Origin of the sequence: Kitasatospora sp. NBC_01287 (genome assembly GCF_026340565.1) — a bacterium.
Lineage (GTDB): Bacteria > Actinomycetota > Actinomycetes > Streptomycetales > Streptomycetaceae > Kitasatospora.
The window spans coordinates 614,598-631,970 of the sequence record NZ_JAPEPB010000001.1 but is presented as its reverse complement, the minus strand read 5'-3'; the positions used below and the strand labels follow the sequence as shown (position 1 = coordinate 631,970).

Annotated in this window: 16 protein-coding genes; 5 read left to right on the top strand and 11 right to left on the bottom strand. The window is 74.9% G+C overall.

Annotated features, from left to right (window positions below):
• Positions 1-30: 30 nt before the first annotated feature.
• Positions 31-1,329 carry a phenylacetate--CoA ligase family protein gene (locus tag OG455_RS02380; protein WP_266289629.1) on the bottom strand — a complete coding sequence of 433 codons (1,299 nt, stop codon included), beginning with the start codon at positions 1,327-1,329 and terminating at the stop codon, positions 31-33.
• Between OG455_RS02380 and OG455_RS02375 the strand changes: the two genes are divergently transcribed.
• The gene (locus tag OG455_RS02375; protein WP_266289627.1) at positions 1,328-1,843 is read left to right on the top strand and encodes a hypothetical protein; all 516 of its coding nucleotides are present in this window, start codon (positions 1,328-1,330) and stop codon (positions 1,841-1,843) included. The genes OG455_RS02380 and OG455_RS02375 overlap by 2 nt on opposite strands.
• A 290-nt stretch (positions 1,844-2,133) precedes the next feature.
• Here OG455_RS02375 and OG455_RS02370 read toward each other — a convergent pair whose 3' ends face one another.
• From OG455_RS02370 to OG455_RS02360, 3 genes are all read right to left on the bottom strand, one after another.
• The gene (locus OG455_RS02370; RefSeq protein WP_266289625.1) at positions 2,134-2,316 is read right to left on the bottom strand and encodes a hypothetical protein; all 183 of its coding nucleotides are present in this window, start codon (positions 2,314-2,316) and stop codon (positions 2,134-2,136) included.
• A gap of 259 nt (positions 2,317-2,575) precedes the next feature.
• Entirely contained in the window at positions 2,576-3,427 is an 852-nt protein-coding gene (locus OG455_RS02365; RefSeq protein ID WP_266289623.1) for a YhjD/YihY/BrkB family envelope integrity protein, read from the bottom strand.
• 261 nt (positions 3,428-3,688) lie between these two features.
• Positions 3,689-4,405, bottom strand: coding sequence for a TetR/AcrR family transcriptional regulator (locus tag OG455_RS02360; RefSeq protein ID WP_266289621.1), 717 nt, complete (start codon positions 4,403-4,405; stop codon positions 3,689-3,691).
• A 156-nt stretch (positions 4,406-4,561) separates the two neighbouring features.
• Here OG455_RS02360 and OG455_RS02355 point away from each other — a divergent pair, with 156 nt between their 5' ends.
• From OG455_RS02355 to OG455_RS02345, 3 genes are all read left to right on the top strand, one after another.
• On the top strand, positions 4,562-6,406 hold the full coding sequence (locus OG455_RS02355; protein WP_266289619.1) for an FAD-dependent monooxygenase: 1,845 nt from the start codon (positions 4,562-4,564) through the stop codon (positions 6,404-6,406).
• A 133-nt stretch (positions 6,407-6,539) separates the two neighbouring features.
• The gene (locus tag OG455_RS02350; RefSeq protein WP_266289617.1) at positions 6,540-7,235 is read left to right on the top strand and encodes a type 1 glutamine amidotransferase domain-containing protein; all 696 of its coding nucleotides are present in this window, start codon (positions 6,540-6,542) and stop codon (positions 7,233-7,235) included.
• A gap of 208 nt (positions 7,236-7,443) precedes the next feature.
• The gene (locus OG455_RS02345) at positions 7,444-8,085 is read left to right on the top strand and encodes a hypothetical protein (RefSeq protein WP_266289615.1); all 642 of its coding nucleotides are present in this window, start codon (positions 7,444-7,446) and stop codon (positions 8,083-8,085) included.
• Positions 8,086-8,170: 85 nt separating this feature from the next.
• Here the strand turns inward: OG455_RS02345 and OG455_RS02340 are convergent, their stop codons facing one another.
• From OG455_RS02340 to dacB, 7 genes are all read right to left on the bottom strand, one after another.
• Positions 8,171-9,814, bottom strand: coding sequence for an NAD(P)/FAD-dependent oxidoreductase (locus tag OG455_RS02340; RefSeq protein ID WP_266289613.1), 1,644 nt, complete (start codon positions 9,812-9,814; stop codon positions 8,171-8,173).
• Between the two features lie 3 nt (positions 9,815-9,817).
• Positions 9,818-10,264 carry a nucleoside deaminase gene (locus OG455_RS02335; protein WP_266289611.1) on the bottom strand — a complete coding sequence of 149 codons (447 nt, stop codon included), beginning with the start codon at positions 10,262-10,264 and terminating at the stop codon, positions 9,818-9,820.
• Between the two features lie 89 nt (positions 10,265-10,353).
• Complete coding sequence (locus OG455_RS02330) at positions 10,354-11,187, bottom strand: M55 family metallopeptidase (protein ID WP_266289609.1); 834 nt, start codon at positions 11,185-11,187, stop codon at positions 10,354-10,356.
• 125 nt (positions 11,188-11,312) lie between these two features.
• Complete coding sequence (locus OG455_RS02325; protein WP_266289607.1) at positions 11,313-12,206, bottom strand: ABC transporter permease; 894 nt, start codon at positions 12,204-12,206, stop codon at positions 11,313-11,315.
• Positions 12,199-13,125 (bottom strand): ABC transporter permease, encoded by a 927-nt coding sequence (locus OG455_RS02320; protein WP_266289605.1) that lies wholly within the window; start codon positions 13,123-13,125, stop codon positions 12,199-12,201. The genes OG455_RS02325 and OG455_RS02320 overlap by 8 nt, the downstream gene beginning before the upstream one ends.
• 35 nt (positions 13,126-13,160) lie before the next feature.
• On the bottom strand, positions 13,161-14,837 hold the full coding sequence (locus OG455_RS02315; RefSeq protein WP_266289603.1) for an ABC transporter substrate-binding protein: 1,677 nt from the start codon (positions 14,835-14,837) through the stop codon (positions 13,161-13,163).
• A complete protein-coding gene (gene dacB, locus OG455_RS02310) occupies positions 14,831-16,372 on the bottom strand; it encodes a D-alanyl-D-alanine carboxypeptidase/D-alanyl-D-alanine-endopeptidase (RefSeq protein WP_266289601.1) in 1,542 nt (513 codons plus the stop codon). The genes OG455_RS02315 and dacB overlap by 7 nt, the downstream gene beginning before the upstream one ends.
• Positions 16,373-16,538: 166 nt before the next feature.
• Here dacB and OG455_RS02305 point away from each other — a divergent pair, with 166 nt between their 5' ends.
• Positions 16,539-17,180, top strand: coding sequence for an HAD-IA family hydrolase (locus OG455_RS02305; RefSeq protein ID WP_266289599.1), 642 nt, complete (start codon positions 16,539-16,541; stop codon positions 17,178-17,180).
• Positions 17,181-17,373 lie beyond the last annotated feature (193 nt).

Genomic DNA, 17,373 nt, shown 5'->3' with positions numbered 1-17,373 from the left:
CGAAACCGACCGCTCCCCGGAGGCCCCGGGTCAGCCCAGGCGCTCGTCCAGCAGGCGGATCGCCTTGCCGGTGCGCGGGTTGATGCTCAGGCCGTCCGCGGCGACCCACTCCACGGCGAGCGGGTGGATCAGGCCGCGCACGACGTGGTCGGCGAACATCGGCCGGGAGTCGGCGAGTTCCTCGGTGAGCCGGCACTCCAGGAAGCTGCGTCCGTCGGCCTGCGCGGTGTTGTCGGCCAGCCGGAGGACCAGCTGGTCGAGCCCGCCGTGGTGCCGGAGCACGATCTGCACCCCGTCCACCCGCCGTTCGGTGTCCAGGCCCGCCACCAGGGCGCGCAGGTCCTCCAGGTAGACGGTGACCGGGCCGACCCGGGCGCCCTCCTCGGAGCGACCCAGCAGGCGGAACCGGCGCTGTGGGAAGTCGACCCACTCGGCGAGGTCGCCGACGGGGTAGCGGATCATCGGCATCAGCCGGCGGGCCAGGTCGGTGGCGACGACCCGGCCCGGGCGGCCCGGCTCCTCGATCGCCTCGCCGGTCTCGGGGTCGAGCAGTTCCACCACCTTGTCGGGGCTGAAGACCTGGTGCACCCGGGCGTCCGGCTCGCCGGCAACCGGGCCGGCCAGGATGCCGGCGTCCACGCTCGCGTAGCCGATCGAGCGGACCGCGCAGTTGGGGAACGCCTGGGCCATCAGGGCCAGTTGGTCCGGGTAGAAGGCCTCGCCGCTGAAGAGCGCGAGGCGGATGCCGGGCAGTTCGCCCACCGTGTCCACCACCTCGCGGGCGAGGCGGCAGAGCGAGGTGGGCGGCGCGGTCAGCACGGTCGCCGCGAAGTCCCGCAGGGTGGCGATCACGTACTCCAGCGGGGCGGCGCCGGCGATCGGCAGCTGCACCGTGGGGATCGGCGCCTCCTGGAGCAGGTTGAGCGTGAAGACGAAACTGGAGTACAGCTCCCCGGCGTAGAACAGGTTGGCCACCCGGTCGCCCGCCCGCAGCCCGGCGGCCGGCAGCCCGTCGCCGAACCGGCGGGCCATCGCCCGCCACTCCTCGCGGGTGTAGAAGGAGACCCGGGGTGCCCCGGTGGTGCCGCCGGTCTTGAAGACGATGCCGTCCCGGTGCGTCCCGGTCAGCACCCGGCTGTCGGTGATCCCGTGCGAGCCCCAGAAGGCGGCGTGGTCGATCAGCGGCAGCGCGGGGAGGTCCGCGACGTCCTCGGGGAGGTCCGCGTAGTGCTCGCGGTAGAAGGGGGAGGCGGTCCGCACGAAGCGGACGAGTTCGGCGATCCGGGCGCCGGGAGCTGCGGAGGGACTGGTTATCTGAGGGTCAGTCATGACATTCACCTTTGAAGATCATCGTGAATCACGATCATATCTTCATAGTGATGACGGTCCCTCAGCTGCGCTCTCTCGGCTGCTCTCCCTCAACCACGGCCCGGCTCATGGGTCGGCCGGGACGCTGCGCGGTGTCGGCCACCGGGCCGTCCAGCAGTTCGGCGGCCGGGCAGCCGGAAGCAAGGACCAGCGCGCTGCCAGAACCCGGCAACACGGTTCCACCGCCCCGGACGGCGATCTCGCTGCTCAGCGATATGTGCTGCCCGGCTTTCGCCGACAGCGCAACAAGGCGATCCTGGCCGCGATCACGCGACTTCGGGGCTTGACCGGGCAGGCAGCCGAAGCGCACGCCAAGCCCCAGATAGGCTCGGGCTCCGAGTATGCCGTGGATTTCTTCAGCGACGCCCAGCACACCATCCTCGTCGGGATACGCCAGAACGGCCCGTGCGGAGCGTTTTCCTATGGGATCACCACGGCCTACGCCGTCGGCGGTTACATCCCCTGCTCCGCTTGAACCGCTGAGCAGTTCAAGTGAACTTGATTGAGTGATGTCGGTGCCGTTCGCCTGACAGCTGGATGCCGGCACCCGTAACCCCGGGGTGTGAGGTACGCGCACGGCGGCGGGCCGGCCGATGCCGAGAGAACCATGTGGGAGCGCTTACGGCTTCAGGCCGTGGAGCGTTTCGTTTCAAGGGCGGGCAGAAGACCGCGGAGATTGCCGCTGTCCTGCGGATCAGCGTGCGGCCGATCAGCGGCCCCGCGCACCATCCGGTGCGTGGGGCCGCTGTGTGTCTACCGGCAGGTTCAGACGCAGTGGGGCACGCCGGGCACGTTGTGGAACGCCGCCGCGTAGTCCACATACGGTGCGAAGGTATAGGCAGCCCCCACGTAGAAGTCCCCGCCGCCGCTGAAGCGCAAATCCGCAGTGCGGTACCACACGTCGCCGGCATTGCCGACGTATCCCCCGACCACCCAGCAGGTCGCCACGCGGAGCTTCCCGAGGCCGCGGATGTCCGGCTCTCCACATCGGGAGATGACGGGCAGGATCCGGCGCCTGATCAGCTCTCGCCGGGCGTCCGCCTGCTGTCGTACCCCTTGTGGCCGAGAAGGGACTCGGGCCGCTTGCGGGGTCGCCCCGGTAAGCCGGCCACCGGTGGGAAGCATCGGGTCGGTCGACGGTCGGACGTGCCGCTGACCGGCCGTCAGCAGCGAACGCACGTCCACGCGGGCGGGGGTCGACGCGGTGTCAGCTGCCGCCCTCGCGAGGGGCCGGGGGCAACTGCTCGACGCCGAGCAGCTGGTTCAGCGGCGGCTCCTGGGCGAGCACGGCGCCGGCGGTGATGGTGACGGTGATCGTCGTACAGAAGACGATCAGCCAGGTCAGGATGGTGAGCACCAGCCCCAGCGACCCGTACTCGGCCAGGCTGCGGTTGAGCGCCCTGGACATGTAGAGGCGGGCGGTCAGGGAGAGCGCGGAGGTGCAGGCGGCCGTCAGCAGGGCGGCCGGCAGCAGTGGCAGCCACGGCTTGCGGGCGGCCAGCAGCAGGTGCTGGGTCCACCACCAGACGCAGGTGCTCACCACGAAGGTCACCGGTACGCCGAGCCAGAGCCCCACCCCGAAGCCGGACCGCAGCGGCCCCTGCAGGATCAGGATCGCCAGCCAGCTGAGCACCCAGGCCAGCCAGCGCCAGGCGGTCAGCCGGACCGGGGCGTTCGGCAGTCGCCAGGCCCGCTGGCAGGTGCGGGTCATCGCCCGGCTGCAGCTGGTCGCGGAGAGCACCGCCATCAGGGCGCCGATCAGGCCGGTGGTCTCGCGCAACTCCTCGTCGTGGGTGCCCCCGCTGGCCAGGTCGCGCAGCTGCTGGGCCGCGTTGCCGCTGAGCCCGAAGACCTCGCGCAGCGAGTCGAGCATCTGGTCGCGCACGCTCTGCGGGGCGAAGGCGGCCAGCGCGAAGAGCAGGGGCACGGTGGTCAGGAAGAGCTGGGCGGCCAGTCGGGTGGCGGAGTCCAGCACGTTCGCGGTGACCAGCCGCTCGGTCAGGGTGGTCAGCACCGGCAGGCGCCGCTCCGTCCGGGCGCGCGCCGATACCGCCGTCATGACCAGCCGGCGTTGGCGCACGCGCAGCGCGCGGCGCAAGCGTTGGTGGCGTGGGCCGACGGGTGGGCCGACGGGCGGGCCGTTGGGTGGGCCGCTGGGCGGGCCGGTCTGATGGGGCATCAGGTCCATCTAACCGCCGAGTGCCCGGTCGGCGGCGCATTGGTGGGCGGTCCGTCCGGGTGGCCTCCGGGTGGCCGAGCGAGGTGGCCGAGCGAGGTGGCCGAGTCGGGTGGCCGGCCCGGATGGCCGGGCCCGCGCGGGTCAGCGGCCGCCCGTGCTGACCCGCGCCGCGATCCCGTCCAGCAGGCAGTCCAGGCCGAAGGCGAACTGGTGGTCGGCGTCGAGATCCTCGGCCTCGATCACCGAGCGGGCGAAGTGCGGGTGCTCGCCGCTCTCGACGATGGTGCGGACGTACGGGCCCACGCTCGCCCGCCACTCCTCCAGGGTCAGGCCGGTGCGCCGCCGGGTGTCCTGCTCGGCGAGCTCGTCGGAGACCGCGCCGAGCACGTAGTGGTTCAGCGCCCGGATCAGGGTGACGGCGAGGGTCGGGTCGGCGGTCAGCTCGGCGGCGGCGGCCAGCGCCAGGTCGGTCTGGCGCACGGAGTTCGGCCCGAGGGCGGGGCGGGCCATCAGGGTGCCGGCCAGCCAGGGGTGGCGCAGCAGGTCGGCGCGGAGGCGGTGGCCGAGGCCGGCCAGGTCGGCGCGCCAGTCACCGGTGGCCTCGGGGGCCGGCTGCTCGCTGCGCACCGCGTCGACCATCAGGTCCAGCAGTTCGTCGCGGCCGGCCACCTGGCGGTAGAGCGAGGTGGTGCCGGAGCCCAGGTCGGTGGCGATCCGCCGCATCGAGAGCGCCTCCAGGCCCTCGGTGTCGGCGATGCCGATGGCCGCCGCGACGATCCGCTCCGGGGTCAGGCTCTGGCGGCGCGGGGCTCTGGGTGGCCGAGCCCAGACCAGGGCGGGGACCGGCTCTTCGGGCATCGCGGCAACTCCTCGGGTGGATCGGGTGGGCACATCGTACGCCGACGGGCACAGTGTTCCCGAATGTGGGAACACTGTGCCCACATGGGGTACGGTGTTCCCAGTCGGGGGGCGGACCGCGCTCGCCCGTTCGGATCGGACTGCCGAGGAGCTGTCATGCACGACGCCCTGCCGCACGCCCTGCCGCACGCCCAGGCCCAGGCCCAGGCCCAGGTTCAGCCACCCGCACACCCCGATGCCCAGGTCCAGGTCCAGGTCCTGGTCGCCGGGGCCGGCACGGTCGGGCTGGCCGCCGCGCTCTGCCTGGCCCACCACGGGGTCGAGGTGCTGGCGGTGGAGAGCCAGGCAGGACCGTCCGTGCACCCCAGGGCCACCGGGGTCGGTCAGCGGACCCTGGAGATCCTGCGCGAGCTGGGCCTGGCCGAGGCGGTGGACGCGGTGGCCGTCGACATGCGGGCGGGCAACCTCGGCCTGATCATGGCCGAGAGCCTGGCCACCGCCTCCGCGCTCGCCGCCCCGGAGCACCCGCTCGCCGCTGCGGCCACCGGCGCGCTCGCCGCCCCACCCGCCGACCCGGCGCGCGATCTCAGCCCCGGCCGGGTGCGCGGCACCTGCCCGCAGAACCGGCTGGACGCGGTGCTGCTGCCCGCGGCCCGGCAGCGCGGTGCCACGGTCGTCCACGGCACGCGCCTGGTCTCGTTCGACCAGGACGACGAGGGCGTCACGGCGCTGCTCGACGGCCCGGACGGCCGGCGCACGGTGCGGGCCGACTACCTGATCGCCGCCGACGGCGCGCGCAGCCAGATCCGCGAGGCGCTCGGCATCCAGGCCCAGGGGCCTGGTGCGATCGGCGGTCCGAAGGTGAACATCCTCTTCCGCGCCGACCTGAGCGCGCTGACCCGCGGCCGGTCCTTCCTCGGCTGCGAGATCGTCCGGCCGGACTTCCACGCCATGCTGATGACGATGGACGGCGTCTCGCAGTGGGTGCTGCACGTCGGCTACGACCCCGAGACGGGCGAGTCGGTGCACGACTTCACTCCCGAGCGCTGCCGCGAGCTGGTCCGCTCGGCGCTGGGCGAGCCGGCCGCCGGGCTGCCGGTGGAGATCGTCAGCGTGCTGCCGTGGCGGGTGCGGGCGCTGCTCGCCGAGCGCTTCTCGGCCGGCCGGGTCTTCCTGGTCGGCGACGCGGCCCACGCCATCCCGCCGCTGGGCGCGTTCGGGATGAACACCGGCATCGCCGACGCGCACAACCTGGCCTGGAAGCTGGCCCTGGTGCTGCGCGGCCAGGCCGGGCCCGGCCTGCTGGACAGCTACGACGCCGAGCGGCGTCCGGTCGGGGCGCTCTCCGTCGAGCAGGGCCGGCTGCGGCTGGCCGCGCCGCACCTGCACTGGGACCGCAGCCCGCGGTCGGCGGCCGAGCGGGCCGCGGCAGGCGTGGTGAACGCCCCGATCGTGCAGCTTGGTTACCGGTACGACTCGGGTGCGGTGCTCGACGCCGTCCCCGAGCCGCCCTCCACCGAGGACCTCGCGCTCGACCTGGACGGCACCCCTGGCTCCCGGCTGCCGCACCTCTGGGTCGAGCGGCACGGCACCCGCCTCTCCACGCTGGACCTGGTGCGCTCGCGCTTCACGCTGCTCACCGGCCCGGGCGGGCGGGCCTGGTGCGCGGCGGCCGAGGCGGTGGCCGAGCGGCTCGGGATCGCGCTGGGTGCCGAGCTGATCGCGGCGGAGGGGTCCGGTGCTGCCGAGGCCGCTGGAGGTGCCACGAGGTGGGACCCGGTGCTGGACGCCGAGGGCCGCTGGCCCGCCGCCGCCGGGATCGGTCCGGGGGGTGCGCTGCTGGTCCGTCCCGACGGCTTCGTCGCCTGGCGCACCGCCGGGCTGACCGAGCGGCCGGAGCGTGACCTGACGCGGGTGCTGCGGCGGCTGCTCTCGGCCGCTGCTGGGGTGACCGCCGCCGCTGGGGTGACCGCCGCCGACGCAGCAGCCGCCGTCGGCTGATGCCCACCCTCGGCACCGGCGTTTTTGCCGGGTGCCGCCGCCCGGGCGCCCTACGGTCGGGGCACGAGCGCCCCGACCCGCGCCGCCCGGGCGCCGGACCGTCCGGGGCGTGGACCCCTGGAAGCGACGTGACATGGCAAAGATCCTTTTCGTGATGACGGGCGCCGACCACTGGACGCTGGCCGACGGCACCGAGCACCCCACCGGATTCTGGGCCGAGGAGGCGGCGGCTCCCTACGAGGCCGTCAAGGCCGCCGGCCACGAGGTCGTGGTCGCCACCCCGGGCGGCGTGCGGCCGACGGTCGACCGGGCCAGCCTGGCGCCCGAGTTCAACGGCGGTCAGCAGGGCGCGGACCGGGTCGCGGGCGTGCTGGCCTCGATGACCGAGCTCCAGCACCCGATCGCGCTCACCGACGTCCGGCTCGACGACTACGCGGCCGTCTTCTACCCCGGCGGCCACGGCCCGATGGAGGACCTCTCGGTGAACGCCGACTCCGGGCGGCTGCTCACCCTCGCGCTGCGGTCCGGCAAGCCGCTCGGCGTGGTCTGCCACGCCCCGGCGGCACTGCTGGCCGCCAGGGACGAGGACGGCGGCTCGCCCTTCGCCGGCTACCGGCTGACCGGCTTCAGCAACGCGGAGGAGGCTCAGGCGGGCTTCGCCGACAAGGCCCGCTGGCTGCTCCAGGACCGACTGGTCGAGCTGGGCGCGGACTACCAGGAGGGCGAGCCCTGGGCGCCGCACGTGGTGGTCGACCGCACCCTGGTGACCGGGCAGAACCCCGCCTCCGCCGCGCCGCTGGCCGCCGAACTGCTGAGCAGGCTGGGCTGACCACGGGCACGCGGGGCTGACCAGAGGCGCGCAGGGCTGACCGTGAGCAGGGCCTGGCTGACCCGGCGCACCCCGGGTGTCACGCTCCGTGCGCGGCGAAGCGGCGGAGAACACGGTCAGTGCCCGTCGGCCCTGGAGGACATGGCCCGCAGGGGAGAGACTGAGAGGGAGACCCATCGGTCGCGCACCACCACTGAGGAGGCGCGCCATGTCCACCGCATCCGTCCCGCGTCGGCACCGGGGGAATGGCACGCCACTGGCCCGGCAGCTGCGGCGCGCCCTCGGGCACGACGAGAATCCGCTCTGCCGGTCGGTGGACCGCTCGCGCAGCCGCCTGCTGCTCGCGCTGGCTGCGGGGCTGGTGCTGGCCCTGGCCGTCGGCGCGCTGGTGGCCCTGCTGCTGCTGGGCGGCATGCGGGCGCACGCCCGCCAGGTCGGCGCGCACCTGCACCCGGTCACCGCGACCACGCTGAGCGCGGCCACCGACAGCCCCACCCGCTCGCTCTGGTCGGCCCAGGCCAACGCGTCCTGGGCCTACCCCGGGGCCAGCGCGCACACCGGCGTCATCGGCGTGCCGGCCGGGACCGCGCAGGGCAGTCGGCTGCCGCTCTGGGTCGACGACAGCGGCGGGCCGGCCTCGCCGCCCCCGCCGGACAGCGAGCTGGCGACCGCCGCCGCGCTGTACGGCATCGGCGCGCTGGCCGGGGTGGGCGCGGTGTCGTGGGTCGGCTACCAGCTGCGCCGACGCTGCCTGGACCGCCGCGCCGAGCGCGCCTGGGAGCCGGACTGGGAGCGGGTCGAGCCGCTCTGGTCCGGGCGCGGGCACTGGCGGGAGACGGGCGGCCTCTGAGACCGACCGGCCTGAGCGGCCCCCGTCGGGCCCGGCGCGCGCAACCGTCCGTGTGCAATCGGCCGCGCGCAACCGTCCGCGCGCGTCAGTCCTCCAGCACCGCCATCGCCGCGTTGTGCCCCGGGATCCCGCTCACCCCGCCGCCGCGCAGCGCCCCCGCGCCGCAGAGCAGGATCGCGGGGTGCGCGGTGGCCACGCCCCAGCGGTGCGCCGCGCTGCCGGGATCGCCGCTCGCGGCCGGGTCCGGGCGGTCGCCCCCCTCGGGGGAGGCGTCCGGGTCCTGCTCCGCGTACGGGAAGGCCAGGTCGCGGTGGAAGATGTTGCCGCCGGGCAGGCCGAGTTCGCGCTCCAGGTCGAGCGGGGTCTTCACCTCCAGGCAGGGCCGGCCCAGCTCGTCCAGGGCCAGGCAGTCGGCGAGTGGTTCGGCCAGCACGGCGTCGAGCGGCGCCAGCACCGCGCGCAGCGCCTGGTCCGCCGTGGTGCCCGCGCTGAAGAGGCGGGCCGGCTGGTGCAGGCCGAAGAGGGTGAGGGTGTGGTAGCCCCGGGCGGCCAGGTCGGGGCCGAGGATCGAGGGGTCGGTCAGCGAGTGGCAGTACAGCTCGGACGGCGCCGGGTCGGGCAGCGCGCCGGCGGCGGCCTGCCGGTGGGCGGCGGCCAGCTCGCGGTAGGACTCGGCCAGGTGCAGGGTGCCGGCGAAGGCGTCGCGCGCGTCCACGCCCCGGTCCCGCAGCCGGGGCAGCCGGCGCAGCAGCATGTTGACCTTGAGCTGGGAGCCCTCGGGGCCCGGGGTGGCCGGCTCCTCGCCGAGCAACCGGGCCAGGGTGTGCGGCGCGGCGCCGCAGAGCACCCGGCGGGCACCCACCCGGTACTCGCGCTCGCCCTCGCGGTAGCTGACCTCGGCGCTCGCGCCGTCGGTGGCCAGCGCCGTCACCTCGCAGCCGGTGCGCAGCTCGGCACCGGCCGCCGTGGCCGCCTCGGCCAGCGCGTCGGTGAGCGCGCCCATGCCGCCGACGGGCACGCCCCAGTCGCCGGTGCCACCCCCGATCACGTGGTAGAGGAAGCAGCGGTTCTGGCGCAGCGAGGGGTCGTGGGCGTGGGTGAAGGTGCCGATCAGCGCGTCGGTGAGGACCACGCCCCGGACCAGGTCGTCGGCGAACCACTGCTCCACGCTCTCGCCCAGCGGGCGCTCGAAGAGCGCCGTCCAGGCCCGCTCGTCGGCCACCCGGGCGCGCAGCTCGGCGCGGCTGGGCAGCGGCTCGGTGAGGGAGGGGAAGACCCGCTGGGCGACCTGCGCGGTCATCGCGTAGAACTCCTGCCAGGCCTTGAACTCAGCTTCCGATCCGGTCAGTTCGCGGAACGAGGCGGCGGTGCGGGCCGGGTCGGCGCGATCCACCAGCAGGCCGGTGTCCCGCCCGCCGCGCACGGTGGGGGTGTAGGAGGAGATCCGCCGGTGCCGGACCGCGAACCGCAGGCCCAGCTCGTCGACGATCCGCCGGGGCAGCAGGCTGACCAGGTAGGAGTAGCGGGAGAGCCGGGCCGGCAGCCCGGCGAAGGCCTGGCTGGAGACGGCCGCCCCGCCGGTGTGCGCCAGGCGTTCGAGCAGCAGCACGCTGCGCCCGGCGCGGGCCAGGTAGGCGGCGGCGACCAGGCCGTTGTGGCCGCCGCCGACGATCACGACGTCGTAGCCGCCCAGGGCGGGCGCGGTGGGCGCGGTGGGATCAGTGGGCACGGTTCACCGTCCGATGTCCTCGTACCAGAGTTCGGGGCGGGCCGCGATGAAGTCCCGCATCAGCGCGGCGCAGACGGGGTCGTCCAGCACCGTCACCAGCACGCCGTGCTCGGCCAGCCAGTCGTGGCCGCCGTGGAAGGTGCGGGCCTCGCCCACCACCAGCCGGCCGATGCCGAACTGCCGCACCAGGCCGCTGCAGTACCAGCAGGGCGAGAGCGTGGTGACCATCGTGGTGGGCCGGTAGCCGCGCAGCCGGCCCGCCGCGCGGAAGGCGGCCGTCTCGGCGTGGGTGGACGGGTCGCCGTCCTGGACCCGTCGGTTGCGGCCGCGCCCGAGCACCTCGCCGTCCGGGCCGAAGAGCGCGGCGCCGATCGGGATGCCGCCCTCGGCCAGGCCGAGCCGGGCCTCGGCCAGCGCCACCGAGAGCATCGCCCGCGCGTCCGTCGCCATGCCACCACTCTCCCCGAGCCTCCCGCGCACCGCAATGACCGGGACCGAACAACTGCCGCGCGCGGTCGCACCCGTGCCCGCGCCGCCGCTCAGCCGTACTGGGCCTCGGCCGCCCCGCTCGCGATGGCGCAGCAGATCTTGAAGGTCAGCGCCGCCCGGGTCGCGGTCGGCGCGCTGAAGGCGACCGTGCACGGGCCGGTCTGCTCGACGGTGGGCACCAGCGCCACGGCGGCGGCCTGATGGGTGGCGTGGAAGTCGATCTCGAAGCGGTGCGGCCCGCTCACCGGCTCGGGCCGCCCGTGCCTGCGGTGGTCGCCCATCGCCTGCTCGGCCCGCTCGCGGATCAGCGCGGCGCTGCGCGCGGGCGGCAGGCAGAGGGCCGCGTACCGGCTGACGCACTCCTTGACCGCCGCCGTGCGCGCGCCCGGTGCCCAGCGGGCGGCGGCCGCGCAGGTCAGGTCGTCGCCGGTGACCAGGATGACCGGCACCCCGTGCTCGGCGGCGGTCAGCGCGTTCATCCGCCCCTCGTCGGCGTGCTCGCCGTCGATCCGGAAGCCCGTCAGGCCCGCGCCCAGGTAGGTGTGGGCGAGTACGCCGTGCACGCCCGCGCCGGTGTGGTAGCCGAGGAAGACCACGGCGTCGGCCTCCTGGACGCCCTGCATCATGGCCAGCGGCTTGTGCCGGCCGGTCAGCAGCCGGGCGCGCGGGTCGAGTTCGGCCAGCAGCAGGTTGCGCTGGGTGTCGTGCGCCTCGTTGACCACCACCTGGTCGGCGCCGCCGTTGAAGAGTCCGGCCACGCAGGCGTTGACGTCGCCGGTGAAGAGCGGGCGCATCCGCTCCCAGCCGGGGGTGCCGGGCAGGATGTCGCCGGGCCAGGTGGTGCCGGTGGCGCCTTCCATGTCGGCGGAGACCAGTACGCGCATCGTGGCGCCTCCAGGGTTCGTGCGGGTCGGGGGTTCGGCGCGGGGTCGGGGGTTCGTGCGGGTCGGGGGTTCGGCGCGGGGTCGGGGGTTCGTGCGGGTCGGGGGTTCGGCGCAAGGTCGGGGTTTCAGCGCAGGGTCGGGTCGTAGGCGTCCCGGACCGCGTCGCCGAGCAGCAGGAAGCTCAGCACGGTCCCCGACAGGAAGAGGGCCGGGAAGAGCAGCAGGTGCGGGAAGTCGAGCAGGTAGGCCTGGGCGGCGTTGAGCTGGAGCCCCCAGGAGAGCGCCGGGTACTGCAGGCCGACGCCGAGGAAGTCCAGCGTCGCCTCACCGGAGATGACGTTGCCGACGTTCAGCATCGCGACCACCACCACCGGTGTCACGGCGTTCGGCAGGACGTGGCGGACCATCAGCCGCACCGGTCCGGCGCCGGTGGCGCGCGCGGCCCGCACGTACTCGGCGTCCTTGGCCCCGATCACCTGGGCCCGCATCACCCGGGTCATCGTGGTCCAGCCGAGCGCCACCAGCACCAGCGTCATCGCGCCCAGCCCGTGGTCGGGGAAGGCGACCAGGATCACCGTGGCGCCGAGCACGAAGGGCAGGCCGAAGAAGACGTCGGTGACCCGGGAGAGCAGCCCGTCCACCCAGCCGCCGTAGAAGCCGGCCAGCAGCCCGAGCAGCACCGAGAGCGCCAGCGCGCCGACCGTCACCACCAGGCCGATCACCAGCGGCGGACGGGCGCCCCGGACGATCTGCGCCAGGTAGTCGCAGCCCTGGGTGTCGAAGCCGAACGGGTGCGCCGGGCTGGGCCCCACCCGGGCGTCGGCCAGCTCGCAGCGCCCGTTGTCATGGGTGAGCAGCGCGATGAACGGCTCGGGCAGCGCGGCCATCAACGCGATCAGCACCAGGAAGGCACCGCAGGCCACCAGGCCGGGGCGGGCGGTGAGTCGGCGCGGTGTCCTGGCCGGTGGCAGCGGCTGGTCCTCGACCGGGGCGGGAGCGGCCCGCTGCAGGCTAGTCATGCCGGATCCGTGGGTCGAGCAGCCCGTACAGCACGTCGACCGCCAGGTTGGCCAGGCAGAAGACCAGGACCAGGACGGTGGTCACGCCCACCACCGTGGGCCCCTCGCGCAGTTGGATCGCCTGGAAGACCTGCTGGCCGATGCCCGGCAGGTTGAAGATGTACTCGGTGACCACCGCCCCGGCCAGCAGCGAGCCCAGCTCGACGCCGAGGAAGGTGACCACCGGCAGCAGCGAGTTGCGCAGCGCGTGCGCCACCACCACCCGGCGCCGGGGCAGGCCCTTGGCGGTGGCGGTGCGCACGTAGTCGGCGCGCAGGTGCTCCAGCAGCGCTGAGCGGGTCAGCCGGGCCACGTAACCGGCCCCGAAGGAGGCGAGCACCAGGCCGGGCAGCAGGTAGGCGGTGGGCCAGCCGGCCTCGGTGCCGGAGACCGGGAACCAGCCCAGCCGCACCCCGAGCACCAGTTGGGCCAGGTAGCCCAGGATGTAGACGGGCACGGCGACCACCAGTGTGGTGCCGCCCAGCACCGCGCGGTCCGCCCAGCGCCCGCGCCGCAGCCCGGCCCAGACGCCCAGCGCCATGCCGAGCGCGGCCTCCAGGAACCAGGCGGTCAGCCCCAGTCGCAGCGTCACCGGCCAGCGCCCGGCCAGCGCGTCGGCGACCGGCTCGCCGGTGAAGGTGCGGCCCAGGTCGCCGTGCAGCAGCCCGCGCAGGTACTCGGCGTACTGGACGACGAGCGGCTGGTCCAGGTGGTTGCGGTGGCGCAGTTCGGCGAGCACCGAGGCGGGCAGCGGCCGGTCACCGGCCAGCCCCTGGATCGGGTCGCCGGGCAGCACGAAGACCAGGGTGTGGATCAGGAAGGTGGTGGCCAGCAGGACGGGGACGGTGTAGAGCAGGCGGCGGGCGAGGTATCGGCCCATCTGTTCTCCTTCCGGCGGGACGGGACGCGGTGGCGTCAGTGGCGGACCGTGATCTCCTCCAGGCGCAGCCCGGCGCTGTACGGGTCGAGCCGGACGTTGCCGACCCGACCGCTCCAGGCGGTCTGGTCCTGCCAGTTCCAGAGCGGGATCAGCGGCAGCTCCCGCAGCGCCAGGTCCTCGGCCTGGTGGTAGTGGGCGATGCTCTGCTCGGCGGTGGGGGCCGCGTCGCCCTGGGCGAGCAGGGCGTCGAAGGCGGGGCTGGACCAGCCGGAGCGGGTGCCGGGGCCGAGCAGCCCGGCCAGGTAGTTCTGCTCGCTGGGGTAGTCGGCCACCCAGTTCTGCCGGTAGGGGCCGGTGGCCTGGTGGTGGTTGAGGATCGGGCCCAGGTCGGCGGCGGCCATGGTGCGCAGCGTGATGTCCCGGATGCCGAGGTTCTGCCGCAGCTCGTTGGCCACCGCCGTCATCCACTGCAGGTAGCTGGGGTCGGAGTTGGCGAAGTACAGCGCCAGCGTGCCGGTGAAGCCGCCGGCCTGCTGGAGCAGTTGCCTGGCCTCGGCGGGCCGGTACTCGCAGGTCTCGCCGCAGGCGCCGGCCCGGTGGCCGGGGATGGTGGCGCCGACCAGCGAGTCGGCCGGGGTGAAGACCTCGTTGTAGATCGCCCGGGTGATGCCCTTGCGGTCGATCGCCATCGACAGCGCCCGGCGCAGCTCCGGCTTCGCGTAGCGCGGGTCCCAGAGCGGCAGGCCCAGGTAGTCCATGGTGCCGCTGGGGCGCACGGCGTAGTGCCGGCCGAAGGTGCGCTTGGCCTCGTAGGCCCGGGTGGCGGGCACGCTGGTGACGAAGTCGACGTGGCCGGCCCGTAGTTCGGTGAAGGCGGTGTCCTTGCTGGTGAAGATCTCGAAGTGCACGGCGTCGGCCATCGGCGGGCGCGGTCCGGTGTAGCCGGCGGCCCGCTTCAGGTCGATCCGCTGGTTGTGCCGCCAGGCGCCGTCCAGTTGGAACGGGCCGTTGCCGATCGGGTGCAGGTCGAAGCCGTCCGGGTCGCTGAACGCCGCCTGCGGCAGGGGCGCGAAGGCGGGGAAGCTGAGCAGCATCGGGAACTGGCTGAACGGGGCCTTGAGGGTGACCCGCAGGGTGCTGTCGTCCAGCACCGTCAGGCCGCGCAGGTGGCGGGTGGCGGGTTGTCGGTCGCCGGGCGGGTTGAGGTCGTCGTACCCGTCGATCTGGGTGAAGTAGGCGTTGGCGTCCCAGCCGTTGGGGGCGTAGGCGGCCGCGTCCCAGGCGGCGGCGAAGCTGCGGGCGGTGACCGGTTCGCCGTTGTGGAAGCGGGCGCCCTGGCGCAGCGTCAGGGTCCAGACCCGCTGGTCGGTGGTGCTCAGCGCGCTGGCGGCCAGCGGCACGGGGTGGCCGTCGCCCGGGTCCAGGCCGACGGGGGTGTCGAAGACGCCGGACAGCACCTGCAGGGCGTAACTGCTGGTGGTGCGGCCCGGGGTGAGGTGGTCGGGCTCGGTGAGCGCGACGGAGTAGGCGCCGCCTGGCACGTCCGGTACCGGCCGGTCGTCCTCGGCACCGGTGCGCGCGCAGCCGGTCGTCGCGGCGGCCAGCAGGGCCAGCGCCAGCACCGCGCGGGTCAGCACCGCGCGGGTCAGTACCGCGCGGGTCAGTACCGCGCGGGCCAGCACAGGGCGGGGCAGTACGGTGCGGGTCAGCACCGGGCGGCCGCCGCGCAGGCGGTCTCCCAGTCGTGCGGGGCGGCGGGCACGGCCCGGCGCGGGGCGGAGGCCGCGTCGGAGGCCAGGCGCACCACCAGCGCGTCGATCACCGGACGCGGGCTCGCCCCGGCGAAGTCGTTGACCAGCACGCTGAAGGCGAGGGTGCGCCCGTCCACCCTCTCCAGGTAGCCGGCCAGCGCGTCCACGCCGGTCATCGAACCGGTCTTGGCGTGCACCCGGCCGGCGGCGGGGGTGTCGCGCATCCGCTCGGTGAGGGTGCCGCCGACCATCCGGCGCGGGTCGCCGGCCACCGGCAGCGCGTCGTACCAGGCGCTGAACCAGGGCTGCTGCCGGGCGAAGCGCAGCAGGGCCACCAGCCGCCGGCCGGTCATCAGGTTCTGCCGCGACAGCCCCGAGCCGTCGACCAGCCGGGCCGGCGTGCTCTCCAGCCCGCCCCGGCGCAGGAAGCCGCGCACCTGGTCGAGCCCGGCGGCCCAACTGCCGGAGCCGGCCCGCACGGCGCCGATCTCCTTCACCAGGTGCTCGGCGATGCCGTTGTTGCTGAGCTTGAGGAAGGGCACCAGCAGGTCGCCGAGCGGCGCCGAGTCGTGCGCGGCCAGCAGCGCGGCGCCGTCCGGGGCCCGGCCGGCGCGCAGCGCGCCGCGCACCGTGACGCCGTGGTCGGCCAGCGCCGCCGCGAAGACCGTGCCGGCCAGCCGCGCCGGGTCGTCGATCGCCACCCACTCCTCGGTGGGGCCGGCGTCGGCGGGCAGGCTGCCGGAGAGCACCAGGTCGTTGCCGCCGGGGTGCCGGTCCACCTGGACGGTGTCGGTGCCGCCCGCCGCGCCGGTGGCGACCTGGCCGCTGATCCGCACCGGTGCCCGCGCGGGGGTGAGCCGCACCGTCGCCGGGCCGCCGGGCGCCTGCGCGGGGGTGAGGGTCAGGCGCACGCTGCCCACGTCGTCGTCGCTGTCGGTGGTCAGGGTGAGGGCGGAGATCTGCGGGCTGTAGTAGGCGGCCTGGTCGTCCCAGGCCCAGGCCGCGCCGAGCGGCACGTCGTCGTAGCGCGAGGCGTCGGCCAGCACCGAGCCGGTCACCTCGGTGACCCCGGCGGCGGCCACCCGGCCGGCCAGCGCGTCCAGGTCGGCCGGCAGCAGGCTGGGGTCGCCGCCGCCGCGCAGCACCAGGTCGCCGTCGAGCCGGCCGCCGGTGCGCGGGCCGGCCGCCAGCACCTGGGTGGTGAAGCGGTGGTCCTGGCCGAGCAGGTCGAGCGCGGCGGCCGCCGTGACGGTCTTCAGGGTGGAGGCCGGCAGCAGCAGCGCGTCCGGATCGTGCTGGTAGAGCACCTGCCCGGTGGCGGCGTCGGTGACCAGCACCGAGGCCTGCGCCCCGGCCAGGGCCGGGTCGGCGAGCAGCCGGTCCAGGTCACCGGCCAGCGGGGCCGGGGCGGCGGCGGGTGCCGAGCCGCTGAGCAGCAGCGCGACGAGGACGGCGGCCAGTGGCGCGGCGAGCCGCCGGACCGGAATGCTCTGCACGGCGCCTCCAGGGGCGGACGGGCTGCGGGACTCCCCACCTTCACGCGGTTGGCCCGCCTCCGGGTGCGGATGACACGCCAGGGGCGACAATTCGCCCGCCCGGCGGACAGCCGGACCCCTGGCCGGCGACCCCGGCCGCTTAGTCGGCTGCTGATATGACTACGGGATGATCTTTCCGACGCCTTTCCCCTTCGCCGCCGTCCTGTGCGACCTGGACAACGTCGTCCGCTTCTTCGACCACACCGAGCTGGCCCGCCTGGAGCTGGCCGCCGGGCTGAGCGCGGGCAGCACCGCCGCGGTCGCCTTCGCCCCCGAGCACGACGGACCCCTGCTGCTCGGGGAGATCACCAAGGAGCAGTGGGTCGAGGCGATCGCCCGCGCCCTGGCCGCCAGGGTGCCGGCCGACCAGGCCCGCGCCCTGGCCACCGCCTTCGGCAGCGCGCCGTTCCGGGCCGACCCGGAGGTGGTGGGGCTGCTGCGGGCGGTCCGCGCGCACTGCCCGGTCGTCCTGGTCACCAACGCCACCGCCTGGCTGGAGCAGGACCTCGACCTGCTCGGGCTGCTGGACCTCGCGGACCACGTGGTCAACAGCTCGCGGGTCGGCGTCGCCAAGCCGGACCCGCGGATCTACAAGATCGCGGCCGAGCGGGCCGGCGCCGAGCCGGGGCGCTGCCTCTTCGTGGACGACCGGGCGGAGAACGTCGAGGCCGCGATCGCGCTGGGCATGGCCGGGGTGGTCTACCGCGAGCCTGCCGACCTGCGCGCCGCGTTCGGCGTGACGCGCGGGGTCGTGGGCGCGTCGGACTGATCCGGGCGGCGCGGGCCCACCCGGGCCCACCCGGGCCCACCCGGGCCCACCCGGGCCTGTCCGGTCCGGGCTCACCCGGGCTCACCTGCGCTCGCTCGGGCCGGTCCGGGCCGGCCCGGCGCGATCCGGCAGCGCCGTCCCGGGGCATCTGCCACCCGGACGGGCCAGTATGGGAGGGAGCCGTGCGGGCGCG

Coding starts and splice junctions, on each gene's coding strand:
- OG455_RS02375 (WP_266289627.1), top strand. CDS start 1,328: ATGACATTCACCTTTGAAGATCATCGTGAATCACGATCATATCTTCAT.
- OG455_RS02380 (WP_266289629.1), bottom strand. CDS start 1,329: ATGACTGACCCTCAGATAACCAGTCCCTCCGCAGCTCCCGGCGCCCGG.
- OG455_RS02365 (WP_266289623.1), bottom strand. CDS start 3,427: ATGACGGCGGTATCGGCGCGCGCCCGGACGGAGCGGCGCCTGCCGGTG.
- OG455_RS02360 (WP_266289621.1), bottom strand. CDS start 4,405: ATGCCCGAAGAGCCGGTCCCCGCCCTGGTCTGGGCTCGGCCACCCAGA.
- OG455_RS02355 (WP_266289619.1), top strand. CDS start 4,562: ATGCACGACGCCCTGCCGCACGCCCTGCCGCACGCCCAGGCCCAGGCC.
- OG455_RS02350 (WP_266289617.1), top strand. CDS start 6,540: ATGGCAAAGATCCTTTTCGTGATGACGGGCGCCGACCACTGGACGCTG.
- OG455_RS02345 (WP_266289615.1), top strand. CDS start 7,444: ATGTCCACCGCATCCGTCCCGCGTCGGCACCGGGGGAATGGCACGCCA.
- OG455_RS02335 (WP_266289611.1), bottom strand. CDS start 10,264: ATGGCGACGGACGCGCGGGCGATGCTCTCGGTGGCGCTGGCCGAGGCC.
- OG455_RS02330 (WP_266289609.1), bottom strand. CDS start 11,187: ATGCGCGTACTGGTCTCCGCCGACATGGAAGGCGCCACCGGCACCACC.
- OG455_RS02325 (WP_266289607.1), bottom strand. CDS start 12,206: ATGACTAGCCTGCAGCGGGCCGCTCCCGCCCCGGTCGAGGACCAGCCG.
- OG455_RS02320 (WP_266289605.1), bottom strand. CDS start 13,125: ATGGGCCGATACCTCGCCCGCCGCCTGCTCTACACCGTCCCCGTCCTG.
- OG455_RS02305 (WP_266289599.1), top strand. CDS start 16,539: ATGATCTTTCCGACGCCTTTCCCCTTCGCCGCCGTCCTGTGCGACCTG.